Here is an 18,722-nt window from a genome sequence, read left to right on the forward strand (position 1 = left end):
CTCCTCCTTCTCTCTCTCGCGCCACAAACGCGGAGGTCTTAGTGTTGCTCGCTCGATAGATAGGCAAAGCATTCACAAACCCCGCACCAATGTTGCGGGGTTTTTTGTATCTGAATACGGCAAAAGTTAAATAATGAACGGTGACGTTCCATGGAGAAACGAGATGTCTAACAGAGTAATTATATTTGATACCACCTTACGTGATGGCGAGCAGGCGTTAGCGGCAAGCCTGTCGGTCAAAGAAAAGTTACAGATCGCCATGGCGTTAGAACGTCTCGGTGTGGATGTGATGGAAGTGGGGTTCCCTGTGTCGTCACCCGGTGATTTTGAGTCGGTACAGACCATTGCCCGTACCATCAAAAATAGCCGAGTGTGCGCCTTATCCCGCGCCTTGGAAAAGGATATCGATGCCGCCGCCCAAGCATTATCCGTTGCCGAACAGTTCCGTATTCATACCTTTATCTCCACGTCCACCATCCATGTGGAGAGCAAGTTAAAGCGCTCATTCGAGCAAGTGTTGGAGATGGCGGTGGGCGCGGTGAAATATGCCCGTAGGTTTACCGATGATGTGGAGTTTTCCTGCGAAGATGCGGGACGCACGCCAATCGATAACCTATGCCGTATGGTGGAAGCGGCGATTCACGCGGGGGCTCGCACCATCAATATCCCAGATACCGTGGGTTACACAGTGCCAAGCGAGTTTGGGGGCATTATTCAAACCCTGTTTAATCGCGTACCGAATATCGACCAAGCCATTATTTCGGTTCACTGCCACGATGACTTAGGCATGTCGGTAGCCAATTCGATTACCGCCGTGCAGCATGGCGCCCGCCAAATCGAATGTACCATGAACGGTATTGGTGAGCGTGCGGGTAACTGCTCCCTCGAAGAAATCGCCATGATCTTAGCAACGCGTAAGAATCTGTTGGGAGTTGAAACTGGGATCAATGCTAAGGAGATCCACCGCACGTCGAATCTGGTTAGCCAGTTATGCAATATGCCGATCCAGTCGAATAAGGCGATTGTGGGGGCCAATGCCTTTACCCACTCTTCAGGAATTCACCAAGATGGCATGTTAAAGGCGCAAAATACCTATGAAATCATGACGCCAGAGAGCATTGGCCTAAACCGAAACAACCTGAATATGACTTCGCGCTCCGGCCGCCATGTGATTAAGCATCGCATGGAGGAAATGGGCTACAGTGAGCAGGATTACAATCTGGACGCCCTGTACGAACAGTTTTTACATTTGGCCGATAAAAAGGGCCAAGTCTTCGATTATGACTTAGAAGCCTTAGCCTTTATGGAAGCGCAAGCGGCGGAAGATAACTTCTATCAATTACAGCAGTTAGTGGTGCAGTCCGACTCCACCGAAGGCGTTGCTACGGCTACTGTGCGCATCGATGTCGGCGGTGAAATTAAAACCGAAGCCGCGACTGGTAATGGTCCCGTTGATGCCGCCTATAACGCTATTGCCCGTGCGACGGACCGTCGTATCGATATCATCAGCTACAAATTGGGCGCCAAGGGCGAGGGGCAAAATGCCTTGGGCCAAGTCGACATTACCGCGGTTTACCATGAGCAAAATTTCCACGGTGTCGGGTTAGCGACCGACGTGGTTGAGGCATCAGCCCGTGCGTTAGTGCACGTGATGAACCTGACATGCCGCGCCGATAAGGTCGCAGATTACAAACAGAATATGCATAAAAACAGAGAGCTGGGCGGCGTATAGCCCAAGCGATATCGAGCATAAAGTTTTCACATTGAAGGAGTGAGCGGGCTTATGAGTTATCAAATTGCAGTATTAGCCGGTGATGGTATTGGGCCAGAAGTGATGGCCGAGGCGCGTAAGGTGTTAAAGGCGGTTGAGGCACGTTTTGGTCTTAATATTGAATACACTGAATATGATGTCGGCGGTATCGCCATCGACAATCATGGTTGTCCTTTGCCTGAGGCAACACTGAAGGGCTGCGAGGCGGCCGATGCCATTCTGTTCGGTTCAGTCGGTGGTCCTAAATGGGAAAAACTGCCGCCCAATGAACAGCCCGAGCGTGGTGCTCTGTTGCCGCTACGGGGTCACTTCGAACTGTTTTGTAACCTGCGTCCCGCTAAATTGCATGATGGTTTAGAACATATGTCACCGCTGCGCAGCGATATTTCCGCTAGAGGCTTCGATGTTCTCTGCGTGCGTGAGTTAACGGGTGGGATCTACTTTGGTAAACCTAAGGGGCGCCAAGGTGAAGGTGAGAGCGAAGAAGCCTTCGATACCATGCGTTACAGCCGCCGTGAGATTGCCCGTATCGCCCGCATCGCCTTTGAAGCTGCCCGCGGCCGCCGTAAAAAAGTCACTTCGGTCGACAAAGCCAACGTCTTAGCTTGCTCAGTACTGTGGCGCCAAGTGGTAGAAGAAGTGGCGGTGGATTTCCCCGATGTTGAACTGGAACACATCTATATCGACAACGCGACCATGCAGTTGCTGCGCCGCCCCGATGAGTTTGACGTCATGCTGTGTTCTAACTTGTTTGGCGACATTCTATCGGATGAAATCGCCATGTTGACCGGCTCCATGGGCTTGTTGTCTTCGGCGAGCATGAATAGCACTGGCTTTGGTTTGTTTGAACCCGCTGGTGGTAGCGCGCCGGATATCGCGGGTAAGGGCATCGCTAACCCGATTGCACAAATTCTGTCGGCGGCACTGATGCTGCGCCACAGCTTAAAGCAAGAAGAGGCGGCAAGCGCGATCGAACGTGCTGTAAGTAAAGCGCTGAATTCTGGTTATTTAACTGGTGAGCTATTAAGTAGCGACCAACGCCATAAGGCCAAATCGACAATCGAAATGGGCGACTTTATCGCCGATGCAGTTAAGGCAGGTGTGTAATGACGACTCCTTCAACATCAACCGCTCCGAAAACCCTGTATCAAAAAGTGTGGGATGCCCACGTTGTGGCCACCCCAGAGGGCGAAGCGCCGATCATTTATGTCGACAGACATTTGGTTCACGAAGTGACATCGCCTCAAGCTTTTAGTGGCTTAAAAGTGGCGGGGCGTAAGTTACGCGCCCCAGAAAAAACCTTCGCGACCATGGACCACAACACGTCAACACGCAGTGCCAGTCTTGATGCCTTAAGCCCTATGGCACGCACTCAGGTCGAGACCTTGGCACAAAACTGTAAAGACTTCGGGGTGCGCTTATATGACATTCATCATCCTAATCAAGGGATTGTGCATGTGATGGGACCTGAGCTTGGCATTACCTTACCCGGCACTGTCATAGTGTGTGGTGATTCCCATACGGCGACTCACGGTGCCTTTGGCGCCTTGGCTTTCGGTATCGGCACTTCCGAGGTGGAACATGTGCTGGCGACGCAAACCCTGCGCCAATTAAAAGCCAAGACCATGAAAATCGAAGTCCGTGGTGAGGTCACCGATGGTGTCACCGCGAAAGATATCGTACTGGCGATTATCGGTAAGATTGGTATGGATGGCGGCACTGGCTATGTAGTTGAGTTTTGTGGTGAGGCCATTGAAGCGCTGTCGATGGAAGGGCGCATGACTGTCTGCAATATGGCGATTGAAATGGGGGCTAAGGCGGGCATGGTTGCGCCGGATCAAACCACTTTCGATTATCTAGAAGGTCGTGAGTTTGCACCAAAGGGCGAAGATTGGGCAGAGGCCGTCGCCGCCTGGAAGGCGCTGAAAACCGATGTTGGCGCTGAGTTTGATGCCACCGTCGTATTGGATGCGGCCGATATCGCGCCGCAATTGACTTGGGGCACCAATCCTGGACAAGTGGTTGCCATCGATGCGCCAGTGCCTAATCCTGCCGATGAGGCAAATCCAACGATTCGCGCTAGCATGGAAAAAGCGTTGGATTATATCGGCTTGACCGCAGGCACGCCGATGACAGACGTCGCGATTAATAAAGTCTTTATTGGTTCTTGCACTAACTCGCGGATTGAAGATTTGCGCAGCGCGGCGAAACAGGCCAAAGGGCGTAAAGTGGCGTCGGGTGTTACGGCAATTGTAGTACCGGGCTCTGGCCAAGTGAAGGCGCAGGCCGAGGCAGAAGGTTTAGATAAAATCTTTATCGAGGCCGGATTCGAATGGCGTTTACCGGGCTGCTCTATGTGTTTGGCGATGAACGATGACAGGTTAGAAGCGGGCGATCGCTGCGCCTCGACCAGTAACCGTAACTTCGAAGGGCGCCAAGGTCGTGGTAGTCGCACCCATTTGGTGAGTCCAGCGATGGCGGCAGCGGCGGCAATCGCAGGGCATTTTGTCGATATCCGTAAACCTTACTAACCGTAATCCCAAGAGGAGAAGTTAATGCAACCTTTTACTAGCCATACCGGGCTTGCGGTCATGATCGACAGCGCCAATATCGATACCGATCAAATTATCCCAAAGCAATTTTTATCTAAGGTGACGCGGGATGGATTCGGTGTGCACTTATTCCACGACTGGCGTTATCTCGATGATGCCGGGGATGTGCCTAATCCTGATTTTACTTTAAACAAACCTCGCTACAGCGGTGCGTCGATTCTGCTGGCTCAGGAAAACTTCGGCTGTGGCTCCAGCCGTGAGCATGCCCCATGGGCACTGGCGGATTTTGGCCTGCGCGCCATTATAGCCCCGAGTTTTGCCGATATTTTTTATGGCAACTCCATCAATAACGGTTTATTGCCGGTGAAGTTAAGTGCGAACGAAGTGCGTCAGTTAATGGATGAGGTGGCGAGCGAAGAAGGCGCACAAATCACTGTGGACTTAACGACTTGCAAGGTGACATCGCCTTCGGGAGCTGAGTTTAGCTTTACACTGGCCGAGTCGGCGCGACATAAATTGCTGAATGGCTTAGATGCCATTGGATTGACCTTGTCCCACGGGACGCAGATAGGTGAGTACGAAGCAAACATTCCTAGCTGGCGCCGCTAAGCATTCGGCGAACACTTGTACCTTAACGTAAGTTAATCTTAAACGCCTAGTTCGAAAACTAGGCGTTTTTGTTATCCACGTTTAATTGTCCAACAGTAATGTATTGTATTTATTGGATTAAATTAAGGTTGGCATTCCTTGTATTGCAATCAGAATAAGCGCCAGTGATTTATGCTGAATTTTAATGATTAAAATGGCTTACAAGTGTTTATCGTGTATTTATGTATTAATTCATTGTTTTTAAATTTATTTTTCAGCTTTTGTTAGCTGCATTAAAATGTGTCCAGCAAATAAAGCGCTGCATTTTTGCTGGGTTTTCTTGTTTTAAAAGTGATATATCTCACTAAAAATATTGAATGCCTTTTAATAACTAGTTTTTTCATCTGTTTTATTCCCGCTTGTTGCAAACATCTTCTGCATCGGTAAACTCCCCAGCATTCAATCTGGAGTGTTTGCTCTATTTTGTGTGAACGCCATTGTGACCAAGTTACAGGCACAGATAACAATAATATTTTCTGAGAATAACAATGCAAAAACGTCTTCTGACTTTGGCTGTGACTGCAGCCTTATTAAGCACAACGACTCAAGTCCATGCAGCGGGTTTCCAACTAGCCGAATACTCAGCGACTGGCTTAGGCCGCGCCTTCGCCGGTGAAGCCGCAATTGCCGATAACGCTTCAGTTCAGGGGCGCAACCCAGCGATGCTGACCTATTTAGAAGGCCGTCAGCTATCTGCTGGTGGTATCTATGTTATGCCTAACGTGGATGTTAAAGGTGATGTGAGCCTAAGCTCGCCATTACTTGGCCCAAATCCAATCGTGATGAACGGTGATGCCATCGATGTGGCTGATGATGCATTAGTGCCTAACTTCTACTATTCCAATCAGTTAAATGACCAATGGACTTGGGGTCTGGCCGTTAACTCTAACTATGGTCTGTCAACCGAGTTACCTAAAACCCACGCCGCGGCGATTTTTGGTAATAAAACTGCCGTTACTACAGTTGAGTTCAACCCTAACATCGCTTACCGCGTGAATGATGCTGTCAGCGTCGGTGGTGGTGTGCGTATCGTTTACGGTGAAGGTGAAATCGGTGCTTCGTTACCTGGCTGGGTTGATAGCATCAAACCCGGTTTGCCTGCACAAGTATCTGCAATGTTACCGCCGGGTGGCACTGAGCTGAAAAGCATGAAGGGCGACGACATTGGCTACGGTTGGCAACTCGGGACTAGCTGGCAAATCAATCCTGCCAACCGCGTGGGTTTAGCATATCACAGTGGTGTAAAGTTTGAGTTAGATGGTCACGCTTCTGGTGTGATTTACGATGGTGGCCAAAATCTGTCGATTGAAGGTTATATTCCCCTCGAATTGCCTGCGTTTGCCGAACTGTCGTCTTATCACCAATTAACGGATAACTGGGCAATGCATGCCAGCGTTAACTGGACCGATTGGAGCGTATTCGATCAGTTAGTGGCTTACTTCCCTGGTGAAGTTAAACCAAAGGGCGGCTTAGAATCTGACTTAGTTAAAGAAGAAAACTTTGAAGATAACTGGCGCTTTGCCTTAGGTACGACCTACCAAGTGAACAATGAATGGTTAGTGCGTGCGGGTGTGGCCTTAGACAAAACGGCTGCGGCCGATGAGTGGCGTACCACGACTATCCCTGACTCAGACCGTCTGTGGTTCTCTGTCGGTGCTGGTTATCAGGCGACTAAAAACCTGAATGTTGATTTCGCACTGACTTATATCCGTGCCACGGGTGATGCGCCAATCAACGAGCAGCAAAATCTGCTGAACCTCGCCACAGTAAGCTTCAATGGTGAAGCGAGCGGTGATGTTTGGTTAGCCGGTATCCAAATGAGCTACAAGATGTAAGCATCCAGCTTGATGAAAAAGCCCTGAATCTTCAGGGCTTTTTTGTGCCTAAAAGAACGTGGCCGGATACGCATTTGCCAGATGTTGGCTGGTCATAGCCGCCAATTGCGAATATATTCAGAGCATAATCAATGGAGCGTTACCTTCTGCGCCATATCAATTGGGTGCAGGGTAAATAGGATAGGCGTGTGAAAAAAAAATATGTAGTGGCTTTAGACCAAGGCACAACCAGCTCAAGGGCGATTGTGTTTGACCACGATGCCAATATTGTCAGTGTTTCACAGCGGGAGTTTACCCAGCTTTATCCAAATCCCGGCTGGGTGGAGCATGATCCAATGGAGATCTGGGCGAGCCAAAGTTCGGTGTTAATCGAATCCCTCGCCAGAGCGGGTATTCACAGCGATGAAGTGGCGGCCATTGGTATCACCAATCAGCGCGAAACCACCATTATCTGGGAAAAGGCCACAGGCAAGCCCGTCTACAATGCCATTGTGTGGCAGTGTCGCCGCAGCTCAGAAATCTGTGAGCAACTCAAGGCGCAAGGCTTAGAAGATTATGTGCGGGAGAATACGGGGCTTCTGCTCGACCCTTATTTTTCAGGCACTAAGATCAAATGGATCCTCGATAATGTGCCGGATGCGCGCGCGAAGGCCAAACGAGGCGAACTCTTATTCGGCACGGTCGATACTTGGTTGCTGTGGAAACTCACCGAAGGCAAGGTGCATGTGACCGATCCCACCAATGCCGCCCGTACGCTGCTGTTTAATATCCACAGCCTAAGTTGGGACACAACACTGCTCGAGGCGCTCGATATTCCTGCGGCTATGTTGCCCGAAGTGAAACCTTCCTGGAGTGTCTATGGTACAACCCGTATTGCCGGTGAGGGCAGTGAAATTCCACTCGCGGGGATCGCGGGCGATCAACAGGCGGCGCTCTTTGGCCAGCTTTGTGTTGAGCCGGGAATGGCCAAAAACACCTATGGCACAGGCTGCTTTTTATTAATGAATACAGGCAACAAAGCCGTGCGTTCATCCCATGGTTTATTAACCACAGTGGCGGTAGGTGCCCAAGGCGAAGTGAACTACGCCCTCGAAGGCTCAGTATTTATGGGCGGCGCGACGATTCAATGGCTGCGGGATGAGCTGGGGTTGATTCGCGATGCCAGCGACACCGAATATTTTGCCTCTAAAGTTGCGGATACCAATGGTGTGTATTTAGTGCCAGCTTTTGTCGGGCTTGGCGCTCCCTATTGGGATCCTAATGCCCGCGGCGCGCTGTTTGGGTTAACGCGCGGCGCCAACCGTAATCATATTATCCGTGCGGCATTAGAGTCGATTGCCTACCAGAGTAAGGATTTGCTCGATGCCATGATTAAGGACAGCGGTGAGCGGCTTAAATCCCTTAAGGTCGATGGCGGTGCGGTTGCTAATGACTTCCTCATGCAATTTCAAGCGGATATCACTGACGTTGAAGTCTTAAGGCCAAACGTGTGTGAGACCACTGCGCTTGGCGCAGCCTTTTTAGCGGGTCTTGCGGTTGGCTTTTGGACTTCAGTGACCGAACTTGAGCATAAGGCCTGTATCGATAAGCACTTCAAACCGAATATAGATGCGTGTCAAAGGGAGTTGTTATATGCGGGTTGGCAAGATGCGGTGGCTAGAACCCGTTCTTAGTTTCTTTTAGGCTCGAAACACATAAGGCGCACCTGAGGTTGCGCCTTATTCATTTAATCGCCGTAAGTTAAACTTCGATGTCGATGATGTGCTTGCTTGACGATTGTGCTGTGTCAGCGGTATCGTCGGTAACTTCGAGCACCACACCTTCTTTTAAATCCTGTTGTTTGTCCGATGCGCGGCGTTTTTTATTGCGACTGGCGTTGTCGTTTTTGCGCCTTTCCCTGACTTTAACATCTAGCGTTGGGGGCAATTGTGACTGCGGGGTTTCATGGCTATCGGGCGCATTAGCAGTCGCACCGCTCACCTGATCGACGACCCGTTTGGGGGTTAATACGGGTTTTACTGGCTGTGCCAGCATAGCGTAAAGACTGTCCAATCCACTCATAGCGCCTCCTTGGTTTATGACCGCTTAACCTTTTATCGGCGGGAACTGCTTAATATTTAGACTATACGCCGATTTAAGCCTGTACGCGACACTCTCTAGTGCTTGGACTGTGGCCAATATCTGTGCTGGGCTTTGGTGGCTAACTCCAGTTTGCCAGGATGCGCCTCGTGTTGGCAGCTCAGGCGAATACCTTGTGCTAGCTCAGCGGCGGTGAGTTTATCCAGATCATAATCATTGGGGCTGGGCGCCTGCTCGACAAACCTGAGTTTACACAGGCCGCAGCGTCCGCCACCACCGCATTGGGTTCTTAATCTTTCGCTCTCTCGATTAATACTTTCTAAATAGCTGCCACTAAGGTCAGACAATTCGGTAAGAAGCTGAGCGTCTTGAGTAAAAAGTGTCAGTTTTCCGCTGGTGTTTTTGCGCCTCAAGAACGGCAGCGATAACTGACCTTGATGGAATTTATGCCCAAGGATGTAAATCCCCGAAAGACCTAACAACAGCGTGGCAATGCTGACAAGTTGTAGTAATAAGTGATTAAAACCAATGCCATTATCGGGAGCGTAGTCCATAAAATGCAGCATAAACAGCAGATCCTTGAGATCCGATTGGCGATTTTGGTGGGCCAGAACCGCACCCGAAGCGGTATCGATATAAATCCGCGTTCCAACTTCGTCCGCGGCTGTCAGCATTGCAACTGGGCCACTGGCGTCGAATGGCGTTTCGTGGGTGAGGATTTGCGGTGCGCTGAGTTCACTAGGGCCTGAGTAACTCTGTTTGGCAATAGCGAGTATCTCGGCATCACTTAAGGATAGTGGTTGGAGTGAGTCCGCCCAAAACCAGCGAGTTTGTTGAGTTGTGGTGAGCGCATATACGTCGCGTTCGAGCACAGAGGTTAGCTTAAGTTCGATAATGCCTTCTGCTTGATATTGTTGCAGTAGGTCTGCCGTGGGGGCGGGTGCAGTAGTGGGACTCGCGGTTTGATGCGTGGTGCGATATGGGTTCGCATCGAAAAAACGCTCGTCAATCAGGTTAAAGGCGAGTCCTGTCACGACCCAAATTAATAATTGCAGGCCAACGATAAGCCCCAGCCATTTATGTATAGTTTGCAACACTAGGCTGATGGGATGTTTGGTGGCAGTCATGCTAGTATGGCGAAGTGTCGAGAGGCTCATATTAGTTCCTCACGATTTTGGTTTCTAAAACTGATATAGGTCAAGGCGATACCAAAGAGTGCCGTCAACAAGGCGAGACTGCTCATGAGTGTGAGTAAAGGATTGTTTACGTTCTCTCGGGTTTCGTAGTCCATAATGTGCAGCATCCACATCACATCGAAGAGTCGCCAATAATCATGGCGGACTGTGACGAGCTGTCCGGTTATTGCTGAAACATAAAGCGTCGAATGCATGGCATCGTCTAACGTCAGTTGCCAAACGGGGAGTGCGCGGGCTGGGATTTCACTCGGAGCGTTCTGCTCAATGAGGGTCGAGCCGATAAATTTAGCCTGACCCGTATAGACTCGCTGTGCGGCGTCGAGCGCCTGTTGTTTATCGAGCAGCGGTAATACTTCTCCCGTCTCACTGCTAAAGCGCTGCAATTTTCCCGCGACATAGGCGCGATAGTAGAGTGCGCCTTGATTAGCGTACAAACTAATATCCGTCGCGTCGGGATGTGCTTTGACTAAGTCCGTAAAGCTGAAGGCGGGCGCATCTACTTGATACATAGCCATGTTTGCTTTGTTTACCAGTGGCTTACCGCGAATAAATTCGATATCCATCCACACCATATAAGCGCCGGTGGCTAACCAAAGCAGCAATTGAATCGCGGTAAGTAGCGCAAACCACTTGTGCCAGGTTCGGATTTGAGTAGCTGTCATAGCGTTATTCTTTGAGTTAGTCCCGCGGGAGTTTTGATCTTCCTCGCAATCGTGAAATAAAGGCATCCCTAAATTGCAGAATAAATCCGCAACTGAAAATAAAATTTCAGCGATTTATGCTAGAAATTGACGCTCTATAAGCCAATGCGAATGTAAAAAATGAGTCTATTTTGTTGCCTCTTGTGAGTCCAGTGTGATTTTTCACACGGGAAAATCCCATATTTACAGAAACCCTGTGGCAAATATTTCATTGCAACTCCCTGAAAGCAAAAGGCTGCTGCTTTTTTGTTCGCTTTATATTCCCGTGGTTTTCGCCGTTTAGCCGATTTTCCGCTGATCTTTTTGTCAAAACTTTGTCGCTAAGTGATGGGCTCAACATGCTGCTAACCCGCTTGCCGACTGGCTTTATAAAAGGATCCCATCCCTTGACAATGCTTGTCTACTATCCCTAAACTTAGCATTTGTGGGAAATAGTGGATATTTGTGGATCAAAAATCAAAGGATAGGATGAATTAGCGTGTTTCGTGGAGCCAGTGCTATCAACTTAGATACAAAGGGACGGATCGCTATTCCGTGCGATACCGCGAACCTTTGCAGCTAGAGCACCAAGGCCGCATCGTCATCACAGTCGATATTCAATCTGCGTGTTTACTCCTTTATCCCATCCATGAGTGGGAATTGATCGAAGCTAAGTTACTCAAGCTTTCAGATACCGACAAAACCCAACGGTCCCTTAAGCGCATGTTGCTGGGTTATGCCCATGAGGTAGAACTCGATAGCAACGGACGCATATTACTGCCACCGCCGCTAAGGCAATACGCCAATTTAGATAAGCGCATCATGCTGGTGGGACAGTTAAACAAGTTTGAGCTGTGGGATGAGCAAGCTTGGCTGCAGCAAATTGATGAGTGTCAGGAAACGATTCGAAGCGAGGAGCTCGCGAATAACGAGCGTCTGGCGGATTTTTCACTCTAACGAGTCGCATAACTAAATAAGAAGAGAGTAATGAGTCAAGAATTTGCCCATTTATCCGTTCTGCTCGAAGAAACGGTCGGCGGTTTGAACATCAAAGACGATGGCATCTATATCGATGGCACGTTCGGCCGCGGTGGTCATTCAAGACAAGTGCTGCAAAGACTGGGTGAAAACGGACGTCTGATTGCGATCGATCGTGATCCTCAAGCCATTGAAGCGGCTAAACAATTCGCCGATGATCCCCGTTTTCAAATCGTACATGGTGGTTTTGGCCAGTTAGCAGATTACGTCGAAGAGCTTGGTCTGGTTGGCAAGATTGATGGCGTGTTACTCGACTTAGGCGTGTCTTCTCCGCAGCTCGATGATGCCGAACGTGGCTTTAGTTTCCTGCGCGATGGTCCGCTCGATATGCGCATGGACAATAGCCAAGGCGAAACGGCGGCTCAGTGGTTAGCGCGCGCCGAAATTGAAGACATGGCGTGGGTATTCAAAACCTATGGTGAAGAGAAAAATGCGCGCCATATTGCCCGTTGTATTGCGGCTGACCGTGATAAAACCCCGTTTTTACGCACCAAGGATTTAGCCGATTTAATTGCGCGGATCACCAAAAATAAAGAGCGTAACAAACACCCTGCAACTCGGGTGTTTCAGGCGATCCGTATTTATATCAACAGTGAATTAGATCAAATTGATCAAGCGCTTGAAGGTGCATTAACCGTACTGGCGCCACAGGGACGTTTATCGATTATCAGCTTCCACTCTCTGGAAGATCGCATCGTAAAACGTTTTATTCGTCGCCATAGCCAAGGTGAGAGCGTGCCTCACGGTCTGCCAATCACCGAAGATCAGATTAACAAGTCGCGTAAATTGCGCGCCATAGGTAAGGCGATTATGCCTTCCGATGAGGAAATTGAACGCAATGCCAGAGCGCGCAGCTCAGTGTTACGCATTGCCGAGCGATTAGATTACTAGAGGGCAAACAAAGTGAGTAAGCCCTCATTAAATCTGCCACGGATAGTATTAAACGACCTGTGGCAACACAAATGGATCTTGTTACTCGCACTGCTCGTGCTCAGTAATGCTGTGGCTGTGGTGTATACCAGCCATGTGAGCCGTAAGCTCACCACCCAATGGGATCAGCTACTGCAGGAGCGTGACAGATTAGATATCGAGTGGCGCAATTTATTATTGGAAGAGCAATCCCAGACCGAGCACAGCCGGATCACGCGGATTGCATCAAAGGATCTCAACATGAGTCGACCCTTACCCAGCGAAGAAGTTGTGGTAAAGGTGCCGTGAACATAGGGAAGATATGACTAGGCAAGCAAAAACCAAACAGGCCAGCAAAAAGCAAAAGCCACAACTGATCCACTGGCGTTTATACGTCGTGGTTGGCTTTGTATTTGCGATGTTTTCGAGCCTTGTGGGTCGTGCTGCTTATATTCAAATTATCGAGCCCGATAAGCTGCGTCACGAGAGTGACATGCGTACATTACGTACCACCAGTCGTGAGGTGCAGCGTGGCTTAATCACCGACCGTAACGGCGATATGCTGGCGGTGAGTGTGCCGGTGCGTGCCGTGTGGGCCGACCCTAAACAAGTCAATGATAACAATGGTTTTACCGATATGCGCCGCTGGCAAGCCTTGGCAGACGTATTGCACGAACCCGTGGAAGATGTGCTCGAAAAGGTGCGCAGCAATCCAACCAAACGTTTTACCTACCTTAAACGCCAAGTCACGCCTGCGGTGGCGGACTATATCACTCAGCTTAAATTGCCAGGGGTGTTTTTAAAGTCCGAGTCACGCCGCTACTACCCCGGTGGTGAGATCACCGCCCAGCTTATCGGCATTACCAATATCGACGATGTCGGTATTGAAGGTGTCGAAAACGCTTACAACAGTTGGCTTACTGGTACACCATCTAAACAAAAAGTGCGTAAATCCCGCGATGGTCATGTGGTTGAGCGCCTCGATATCGTTCAGGAGGGCGAGAGCCCGAATGATCTAGTCTTGAGTATCGATCAACGTATTCAACAGCTTGCCTACCGTGAGTTAAAGCGCACGACTGAGATGAACCAAGCGACCTCTGGCTCGATTGTGGTGCTTGATATCCACACTGGCGAAGTCTTAGCCATGGTGAATACGCCATCCTATAACCCCAACTCGCGCGACAATCTGCAAACCTTCAGAATGCGTAACCGCGCGATGACGGATACCTTCGAGCCGGGTTCGACTATTAAACCTTTTGTGGTTGCCGCGGCGTTAGAGGCGGGTACGGTCAAGTCTACCGATGTGATCCCAACGTCTCCGGGCTGGATGCGTTTAGGCGGCCGCCAAGTACGGGATGCGGCGAACTACGGCGATATGACACTGGCACGTATTCTGGCGAAATCCAGTAACGTGGGGATCAGTAAACTCGCCCTGTCGATTCCTGTGCAGCAGTTATTAGGCACTTATCAATCCATGGGCTTAGGCAGTTTCTCGGGGATTAACCTCACGGGTGAGAGTGCGGGTTTGATCCAAGACCGCCACCGTTGGTCTGATTTCGAGCGTGCGACCTTATCTTTCGGCTACGGCCTAACGGCAACCACGCTACAACTCGCGCGGATGTACGCCACTTTAGGCAATGGCGGCACTTTATATCCTGTATCGATTTTAAAACTGAAAAAGCCGCCCGAAGGTGAGCGAGTGATCTCACAAGAGGTCGCTCACGATGTGCTGCAAATGATGGTGGGTGTGACCGAAAAAGGCGGTACAGGTACGCTTGCGCATATCGATGGCTACCCCGTTGCGGGTAAGTCGGGCACCAGCCGTAAGGCGGTAGCTGGCGGTTATGGTGATGATTATGTTGCGTTATTTGCTGGTGTCGCGCCGGTGAATAATCCCAAACTCGCGATTGTTGTCGTGGTGAACGAGCCGAAAGGCGATCTCTATTATGGTGGTTCAGTGGCAGGGCCGGCATTCGCTAAGGTGATGTCAGGCGCACTGCAAATGTTAAATGTCGAACCCATTTCCGATAAAGAACAGGTGCAATTGGCGGGACTCGCCGGGAGAACTGAATGATGTTGTTAAGGGATCTATTAGCGCCTTGGTTCCCCTACGCGGGCGAACAAACCTTCTTAGATTTGACTTTAGATAGCCGCGCAATACGTCGCGGCGATGTGTTTTTAGCGTTGCCCGGCCATAAGGTCGATGGTCGTCAATTTATCGATAAGGCCTTAGCCCAAGGTGCGACTGCGGTGTTAGTGCATACGGATAGCATTGAAGAGCAGGGCAAGGTGATTGCGACTGAGCAAGGCGTGCAGATTTATTTCTATCAGTTAGCGAAGCAAGTGTCAGCGGTCGCCGCAGTGCGTTATCCCGTTGTCCAAGGTCAGTCCATGGGCATTGTGGCAATTACCGGAACCAATGGTAAAACCTCGACTAGCCAACTGTGCGCGCAATTAGTGACGCTGCTTGAGGGTAGAGCGGCGGTGATGGGCACGCTCGGCAATGGCCTGTGGGGCGAGTTAGTCGATAGCGGCAATACGACCGCCGATGCCATTACTCTGATGCGCCAACTACATGAGTTTGCAGATAAAGGTGTTAATACCTGCGCGATGGAAGTCTCAAGTCATGGCTTAGTACAAGGTCGAGTTGATGCCGTGCCCTTCGATGTGGCGGTATTCACTAATTTGACCCGTGATCATTTGGACTACCACGGCGATATGGAAAATTATGCCGCGGCCAAGCAAATGCTGTTTCGCTTCGACGCCCTGCGTCACGGCTTAGTAAATCTTGATGACCCCGTGGGTGCCGCTTGGTTATCTGAGCTGGCAAATGTCCCCGCGAAGATATGGGGCTTTAGCATTGAAGCGCATCCCGAGGCAGCGTTTTACACTAAGAATGCCCAATTTAACGATCAAGGCGTGCAGGCGACATTAGTCTGGCCTGAGGGGGAAATCGACATTCGCTCTCCTTTATTAGGCGCCTTTAACCTCTCGAATTTACTCGCTGCTTTATCTGCCTTGTATTTGCAGGGCGTGGATATGCGTGCGCTGGCCGCCAAGGTGCCTTATTTAGTGCCCGTGGCTGGCCGCATGGAACGTTTTACCACTGCGGACAACATCACCTTAGTCGTCGATTATGCCCACACCCCAGATGCGATTGAACAGGCGCTGAATGCCCTGCGTCGTCACTGCGCGGGCGAGTTGTGGTGCCTGTTTGGCTGTGGTGGCGACCGTGATACGGGTAAGCGCCCGCTGATGGGACAAGCGGCGGAGCAATGCGCCGATCGCATTATGGTGACTAGCGATAATGCCCGTAGCGAAGATCCTAACCAAATTATTACCGATATTATCCAAGGGCTGACTCACCCAGAGCGTGCGCTGACCGAGGTTGACCGTGTGGCGGCGATTAAGCATGTCGTGGCACAGGCTAAACCTGGGGATGTGATTTTGCTTGCGGGCAAAGGCCATGAAACTTACCAAGAGGCGGCAGGTGTGCGTCATGACTATGATGAGCGCGCCCTGGCACGTCAGTTATCGGAGCAAAGCCAATGATCCCAATTTCCCTCGAGGCGCTGAGCCAACACTTAAGTGCGCATCGAGTCGGTGACGATGTCACCATCCAAGCATTAAGCAGCGATAGCCGCAAAATCGGCCCTGCGACCCTGTTTGTCGCCTTAAAGGGCGAGCGTTTCGACGGCCATGATTTTGCGGCCACGGCAATTGAAAATGGTGCCGTTGCACTAATGGTCGAGCGTCAATTGGCCTTCGATGTGCCGCAGCTTATTGTTGCCGATTGCCAAAAGGCCATGGGCGCGATTGGCGCCTATGTGCGCGACCAAGTAGATCCCATTTGTGTGGCCTTAACCGGCTCCAATGGCAAAACCAGCGTGAAAGAAATGATCGCCACAATTTTATCGGCTAAGCATCAAGTGCTTTACACCGCCGGTAATTTTAATAATGAAATCGGTGTGCCACTCACTTTGCTGCGTTTAACGCCTGAGGATAAGTATGGGGTGTTTGAGCTTGGCGCTAACCATAAAGGTGAGATTGATTACACCTCGAGTTTGGTGCGTCCTCACGTAGCCTTAGTCAATAACGTTGGCAGCGCCCACTTAGAAGGCTTTGGTTCACAGGCGGGTGTCGCCCAGGCCAAATCGGAAATCTACAATCATCTGCAACCCGGTGGCACGGCGATTATCAATGCCGATGACGCCTTTGCCGATGTGATGCGGGTGAAAGCGAAACAATATAAGCAGTTAAGCTTCTCCCAACAGGAAGGCGCGGCTAAACGTCAAATCGATGTGATTGCCACTGGCCACAAAACCAATAGCGAAGGTTGCTATCGTTTTATCCTCAATTATGCGGGAGAGTCCTGCGGAGTGACTCTGCCCCTCGCAGGTCGTCATCAAGTCAGTAACGCGCTAGCTGCGGCAAGTGTTTGTATTGCTTTGGGATTGAGCCTGAAGGAAATCGCTGAAGGCTTGAGCCAGTTGACCCCTGTAAAGGGGCGTATGCAACCAACTCAATTAGGCCGAGTCCGTTTAATCGATGATAGCTATAACGCTAACCCTGTATCCGTGGGGGCGGCTATCGCTTGGTTAAAGGAAATTTCTGAAAATCGTTGTTTGGTACTGGGAGATTTGGGCGAATTAGGCGACAATGCGCCCCTTTTACACGCTGAACTGGGACAACTGGCTAAGCAACAGGGCATTGATGCTCTGTTCTGTACCGGCACCTTAACTCAGCACACTAGCCAAGCTTTCGGGGTGGAGCACCATGACAGCGTGGCGACGTTAGTAGAAAAACTCATAAAACACATCAACCAGTTGCCGGGACAGGTGACGGTTTTAGTTAAAGGTTCACGTAGTGCCGCAATGGAGCGGGTCGTGGATGGCCTAACAGTAGCCTTCGGGCGTGGGGAGTTAGTGTAGATGCTGGTGTATCTGGCCGAGTATTTAACCCGTTTTCATACTGGGTTTAACGTATTTTCCTATGTGACATTTCGAGCCATTTTAGGCTTGTTAACCGCATTAATGTTTAGTTTATGGTGGGGTCCTAAACTGATTGAGCGTTTGCAGTTAATGCAGATTGGTCAAGTTGTGCGTAACGACGGGCCAGAGTCGCATTTCAGTAAACGTGGTACGCCGACCATGGGTGGCCTGATGATTTTAGGCGCCATCTTTATCAGTGTGCTGTTGTGGGGCGATCTCGGTAGCCGTTATGTGTGGGTGATGCTGTTTGTATTGGGCAGCTTCGGCATGATCGGTTTTATTGATGATTACCGCAAAGTGGTGCGTAAAGATACTAAAGGACTGATCGCGCGTTGGAAGTATATTCTGCAATCCTTAGCGGCGTTGATCATTGCTTTCTTCCTCTACACCACAGCGTCTAACCCGGGGGAAACCCAGTTAGTCGTGCCTTTCTTTAAGGATGTGATGCCACAGCTTGGCGCTGTGTTTATCGTATTGGCCTACTTTACTATCGTGGGCTCGAGCAACGCGGTGAACCTAACCGATGGCCTCGACGGTTTGGCGATTATGCCAACGGTAATGGTGGCCGCGGCATTCGCCTTGATTGCGTATCTGTCAGGCCATGCTCAATTTGCCAATTACCTGCACATTCCGCATTTACCTGGTTCTGGTGAGCTAGTGATCGTTTGTACTGCGATTGTGGGCGCAGGCTTAGGCTTTTTATGGTTTAACACTTATCCAGCACAGGTCTTTATGGGCGATGTGGGCTCGCTGTCTTTAGGCGCAGCCTTAGGCGCGATTGCGGTTCTGGTTCGCCAAGAAATCCTATTAGTGATTATGGGCGGTGTGTTTGTGATGGAAACTGTGTCTGTGATCCTGCAGGTCGGTTCTTACAAGTTACGTGGTCAGCGCATTTTCCGCATGGCGCCTATCCATCACCACTATGAGTTAAAAGGTTGGCCTGAACCACGCGTGATTGTCCGTTTTTGGATTATCTCGATTTTCTTAGTGTTACTCGGCTTAGCCACGTTGAAGTTAAGGTAA

The 18,722-nt window shown here is 50.2% G+C and carries 15 protein-coding genes and 1 pseudogene; 13 read left to right on the forward strand and 3 right to left on the reverse strand.

Annotation, left to right across the window (positions count from 1 at the left end; genetic code table 11):
* Positions 1-163: 163 nt before the first annotated feature.
* The 6 genes from leuA to glpK all read left to right on the forward strand — a co-directional run bounded on the left by leuA (position 164) and on the right by glpK (position 8,479).
* Entirely contained in the window at positions 164-1,732 is a 1,569-nt protein-coding gene (gene leuA, locus ACUZ8J_RS02150; RefSeq protein ID WP_011624315.1) for a 2-isopropylmalate synthase, read from the forward strand.
* A gap of 51 nt (positions 1,733-1,783) precedes the next feature.
* Positions 1,784-2,878 carry a 3-isopropylmalate dehydrogenase gene (gene leuB, locus ACUZ8J_RS02155; RefSeq protein WP_446692929.1) on the forward strand — a complete coding sequence of 365 codons (1,095 nt, stop codon included), beginning with the start codon at positions 1,784-1,786 and terminating at the stop codon, positions 2,876-2,878.
* Complete coding sequence (leuC, locus tag ACUZ8J_RS02160) at positions 2,878-4,302, forward strand: 3-isopropylmalate dehydratase large subunit (RefSeq protein ID WP_446692930.1); 1,425 nt, start codon at positions 2,878-2,880, stop codon at positions 4,300-4,302. Before leuB ends, leuC begins: the two co-directional genes overlap by 1 nt.
* Positions 4,303-4,326: 24 nt before the next feature.
* On the forward strand, positions 4,327-4,932 hold the full coding sequence (gene leuD, locus ACUZ8J_RS02165; protein ID WP_446692931.1) for a 3-isopropylmalate dehydratase small subunit: 606 nt from the start codon (positions 4,327-4,329) through the stop codon (positions 4,930-4,932).
* A gap of 527 nt (positions 4,933-5,459) precedes the next feature.
* Positions 5,460-6,806, forward strand: coding sequence for an outer membrane protein transport protein (locus ACUZ8J_RS02170; RefSeq protein WP_374916443.1), 1,347 nt, complete (start codon positions 5,460-5,462; stop codon positions 6,804-6,806).
* 188 nt (positions 6,807-6,994) lie between these two features.
* Complete coding sequence (gene glpK, locus ACUZ8J_RS02175) at positions 6,995-8,479, forward strand: glycerol kinase GlpK (protein ID WP_446692932.1); 1,485 nt, start codon at positions 6,995-6,997, stop codon at positions 8,477-8,479.
* A 67-nt stretch (positions 8,480-8,546) separates the two neighbouring features.
* On the opposite strand, the gene ACUZ8J_RS02180 is transcribed toward glpK, so the two are convergent.
* From ACUZ8J_RS02180 to ACUZ8J_RS02190, 3 genes are all read right to left on the reverse strand, one after another.
* Entirely contained in the window at positions 8,547-8,867 is a 321-nt protein-coding gene (locus ACUZ8J_RS02180; RefSeq protein WP_086903071.1) for a hypothetical protein, read from the reverse strand.
* A 95-nt stretch (positions 8,868-8,962) separates the two neighbouring features.
* On the reverse strand, positions 8,963-10,042 hold the full coding sequence (locus ACUZ8J_RS02185) for a PepSY domain-containing protein (RefSeq protein WP_446692933.1): 1,080 nt from the start codon (positions 10,040-10,042) through the stop codon (positions 8,963-8,965).
* Positions 10,039-10,743, reverse strand: a complete 705-nt coding sequence (locus tag ACUZ8J_RS02190) for a peptidase (protein WP_446692934.1) — start codon at positions 10,741-10,743, stop codon at positions 10,039-10,041. The genes ACUZ8J_RS02185 and ACUZ8J_RS02190 overlap by 4 nt, the downstream gene beginning before the upstream one ends.
* 517 nt (positions 10,744-11,260) lie before the next feature.
* Between ACUZ8J_RS02190 and mraZ the strand changes: the two are divergent.
* From mraZ to mraY, 7 genes and pseudogenes are all read left to right on the forward strand, one after another.
* Positions 11,261-11,718: pseudogene (mraZ, locus tag ACUZ8J_RS02195) on the forward strand (division/cell wall cluster transcriptional repressor MraZ).
* A gap of 30 nt (positions 11,719-11,748) precedes the next feature.
* On the forward strand, positions 11,749-12,690 hold the full coding sequence (gene rsmH, locus ACUZ8J_RS02200) for a 16S rRNA (cytosine(1402)-N(4))-methyltransferase RsmH (RefSeq protein WP_011624305.1): 942 nt from the start codon (positions 11,749-11,751) through the stop codon (positions 12,688-12,690).
* Between the two features lie 12 nt (positions 12,691-12,702).
* Entirely contained in the window at positions 12,703-13,017 is a 315-nt protein-coding gene (gene ftsL / locus ACUZ8J_RS02205; protein WP_011624304.1) for a cell division protein FtsL, read from the forward strand.
* Positions 13,018-13,030: 13 nt separating this feature from the next.
* Positions 13,031-14,782 carry a peptidoglycan D,D-transpeptidase FtsI family protein gene (locus ACUZ8J_RS02210; RefSeq protein ID WP_089066795.1) on the forward strand — a complete coding sequence of 584 codons (1,752 nt, stop codon included), beginning with the start codon at positions 13,031-13,033 and terminating at the stop codon, positions 14,780-14,782.
* Complete coding sequence (gene murE / locus ACUZ8J_RS02215) at positions 14,779-16,260, forward strand: UDP-N-acetylmuramoyl-L-alanyl-D-glutamate--2,6-diaminopimelate ligase (protein WP_446692935.1); 1,482 nt, start codon at positions 14,779-14,781, stop codon at positions 16,258-16,260. Before ACUZ8J_RS02210 ends, murE begins: the two co-directional genes overlap by 4 nt.
* Entirely contained in the window at positions 16,257-17,639 is a 1,383-nt protein-coding gene (locus ACUZ8J_RS02220; protein ID WP_446692936.1) for a UDP-N-acetylmuramoyl-tripeptide--D-alanyl-D-alanine ligase, read from the forward strand. The genes murE and ACUZ8J_RS02220 overlap by 4 nt, the downstream gene beginning before the upstream one ends.
* Complete coding sequence (mraY, locus tag ACUZ8J_RS02225) at positions 17,640-18,722, forward strand: phospho-N-acetylmuramoyl-pentapeptide-transferase (RefSeq protein ID WP_011624300.1); 1,083 nt, start codon at positions 17,640-17,642, stop codon at positions 18,720-18,722.

The sequence above is a fragment of the Shewanella sp. Koi 1 genome (assembly GCF_052907445.1).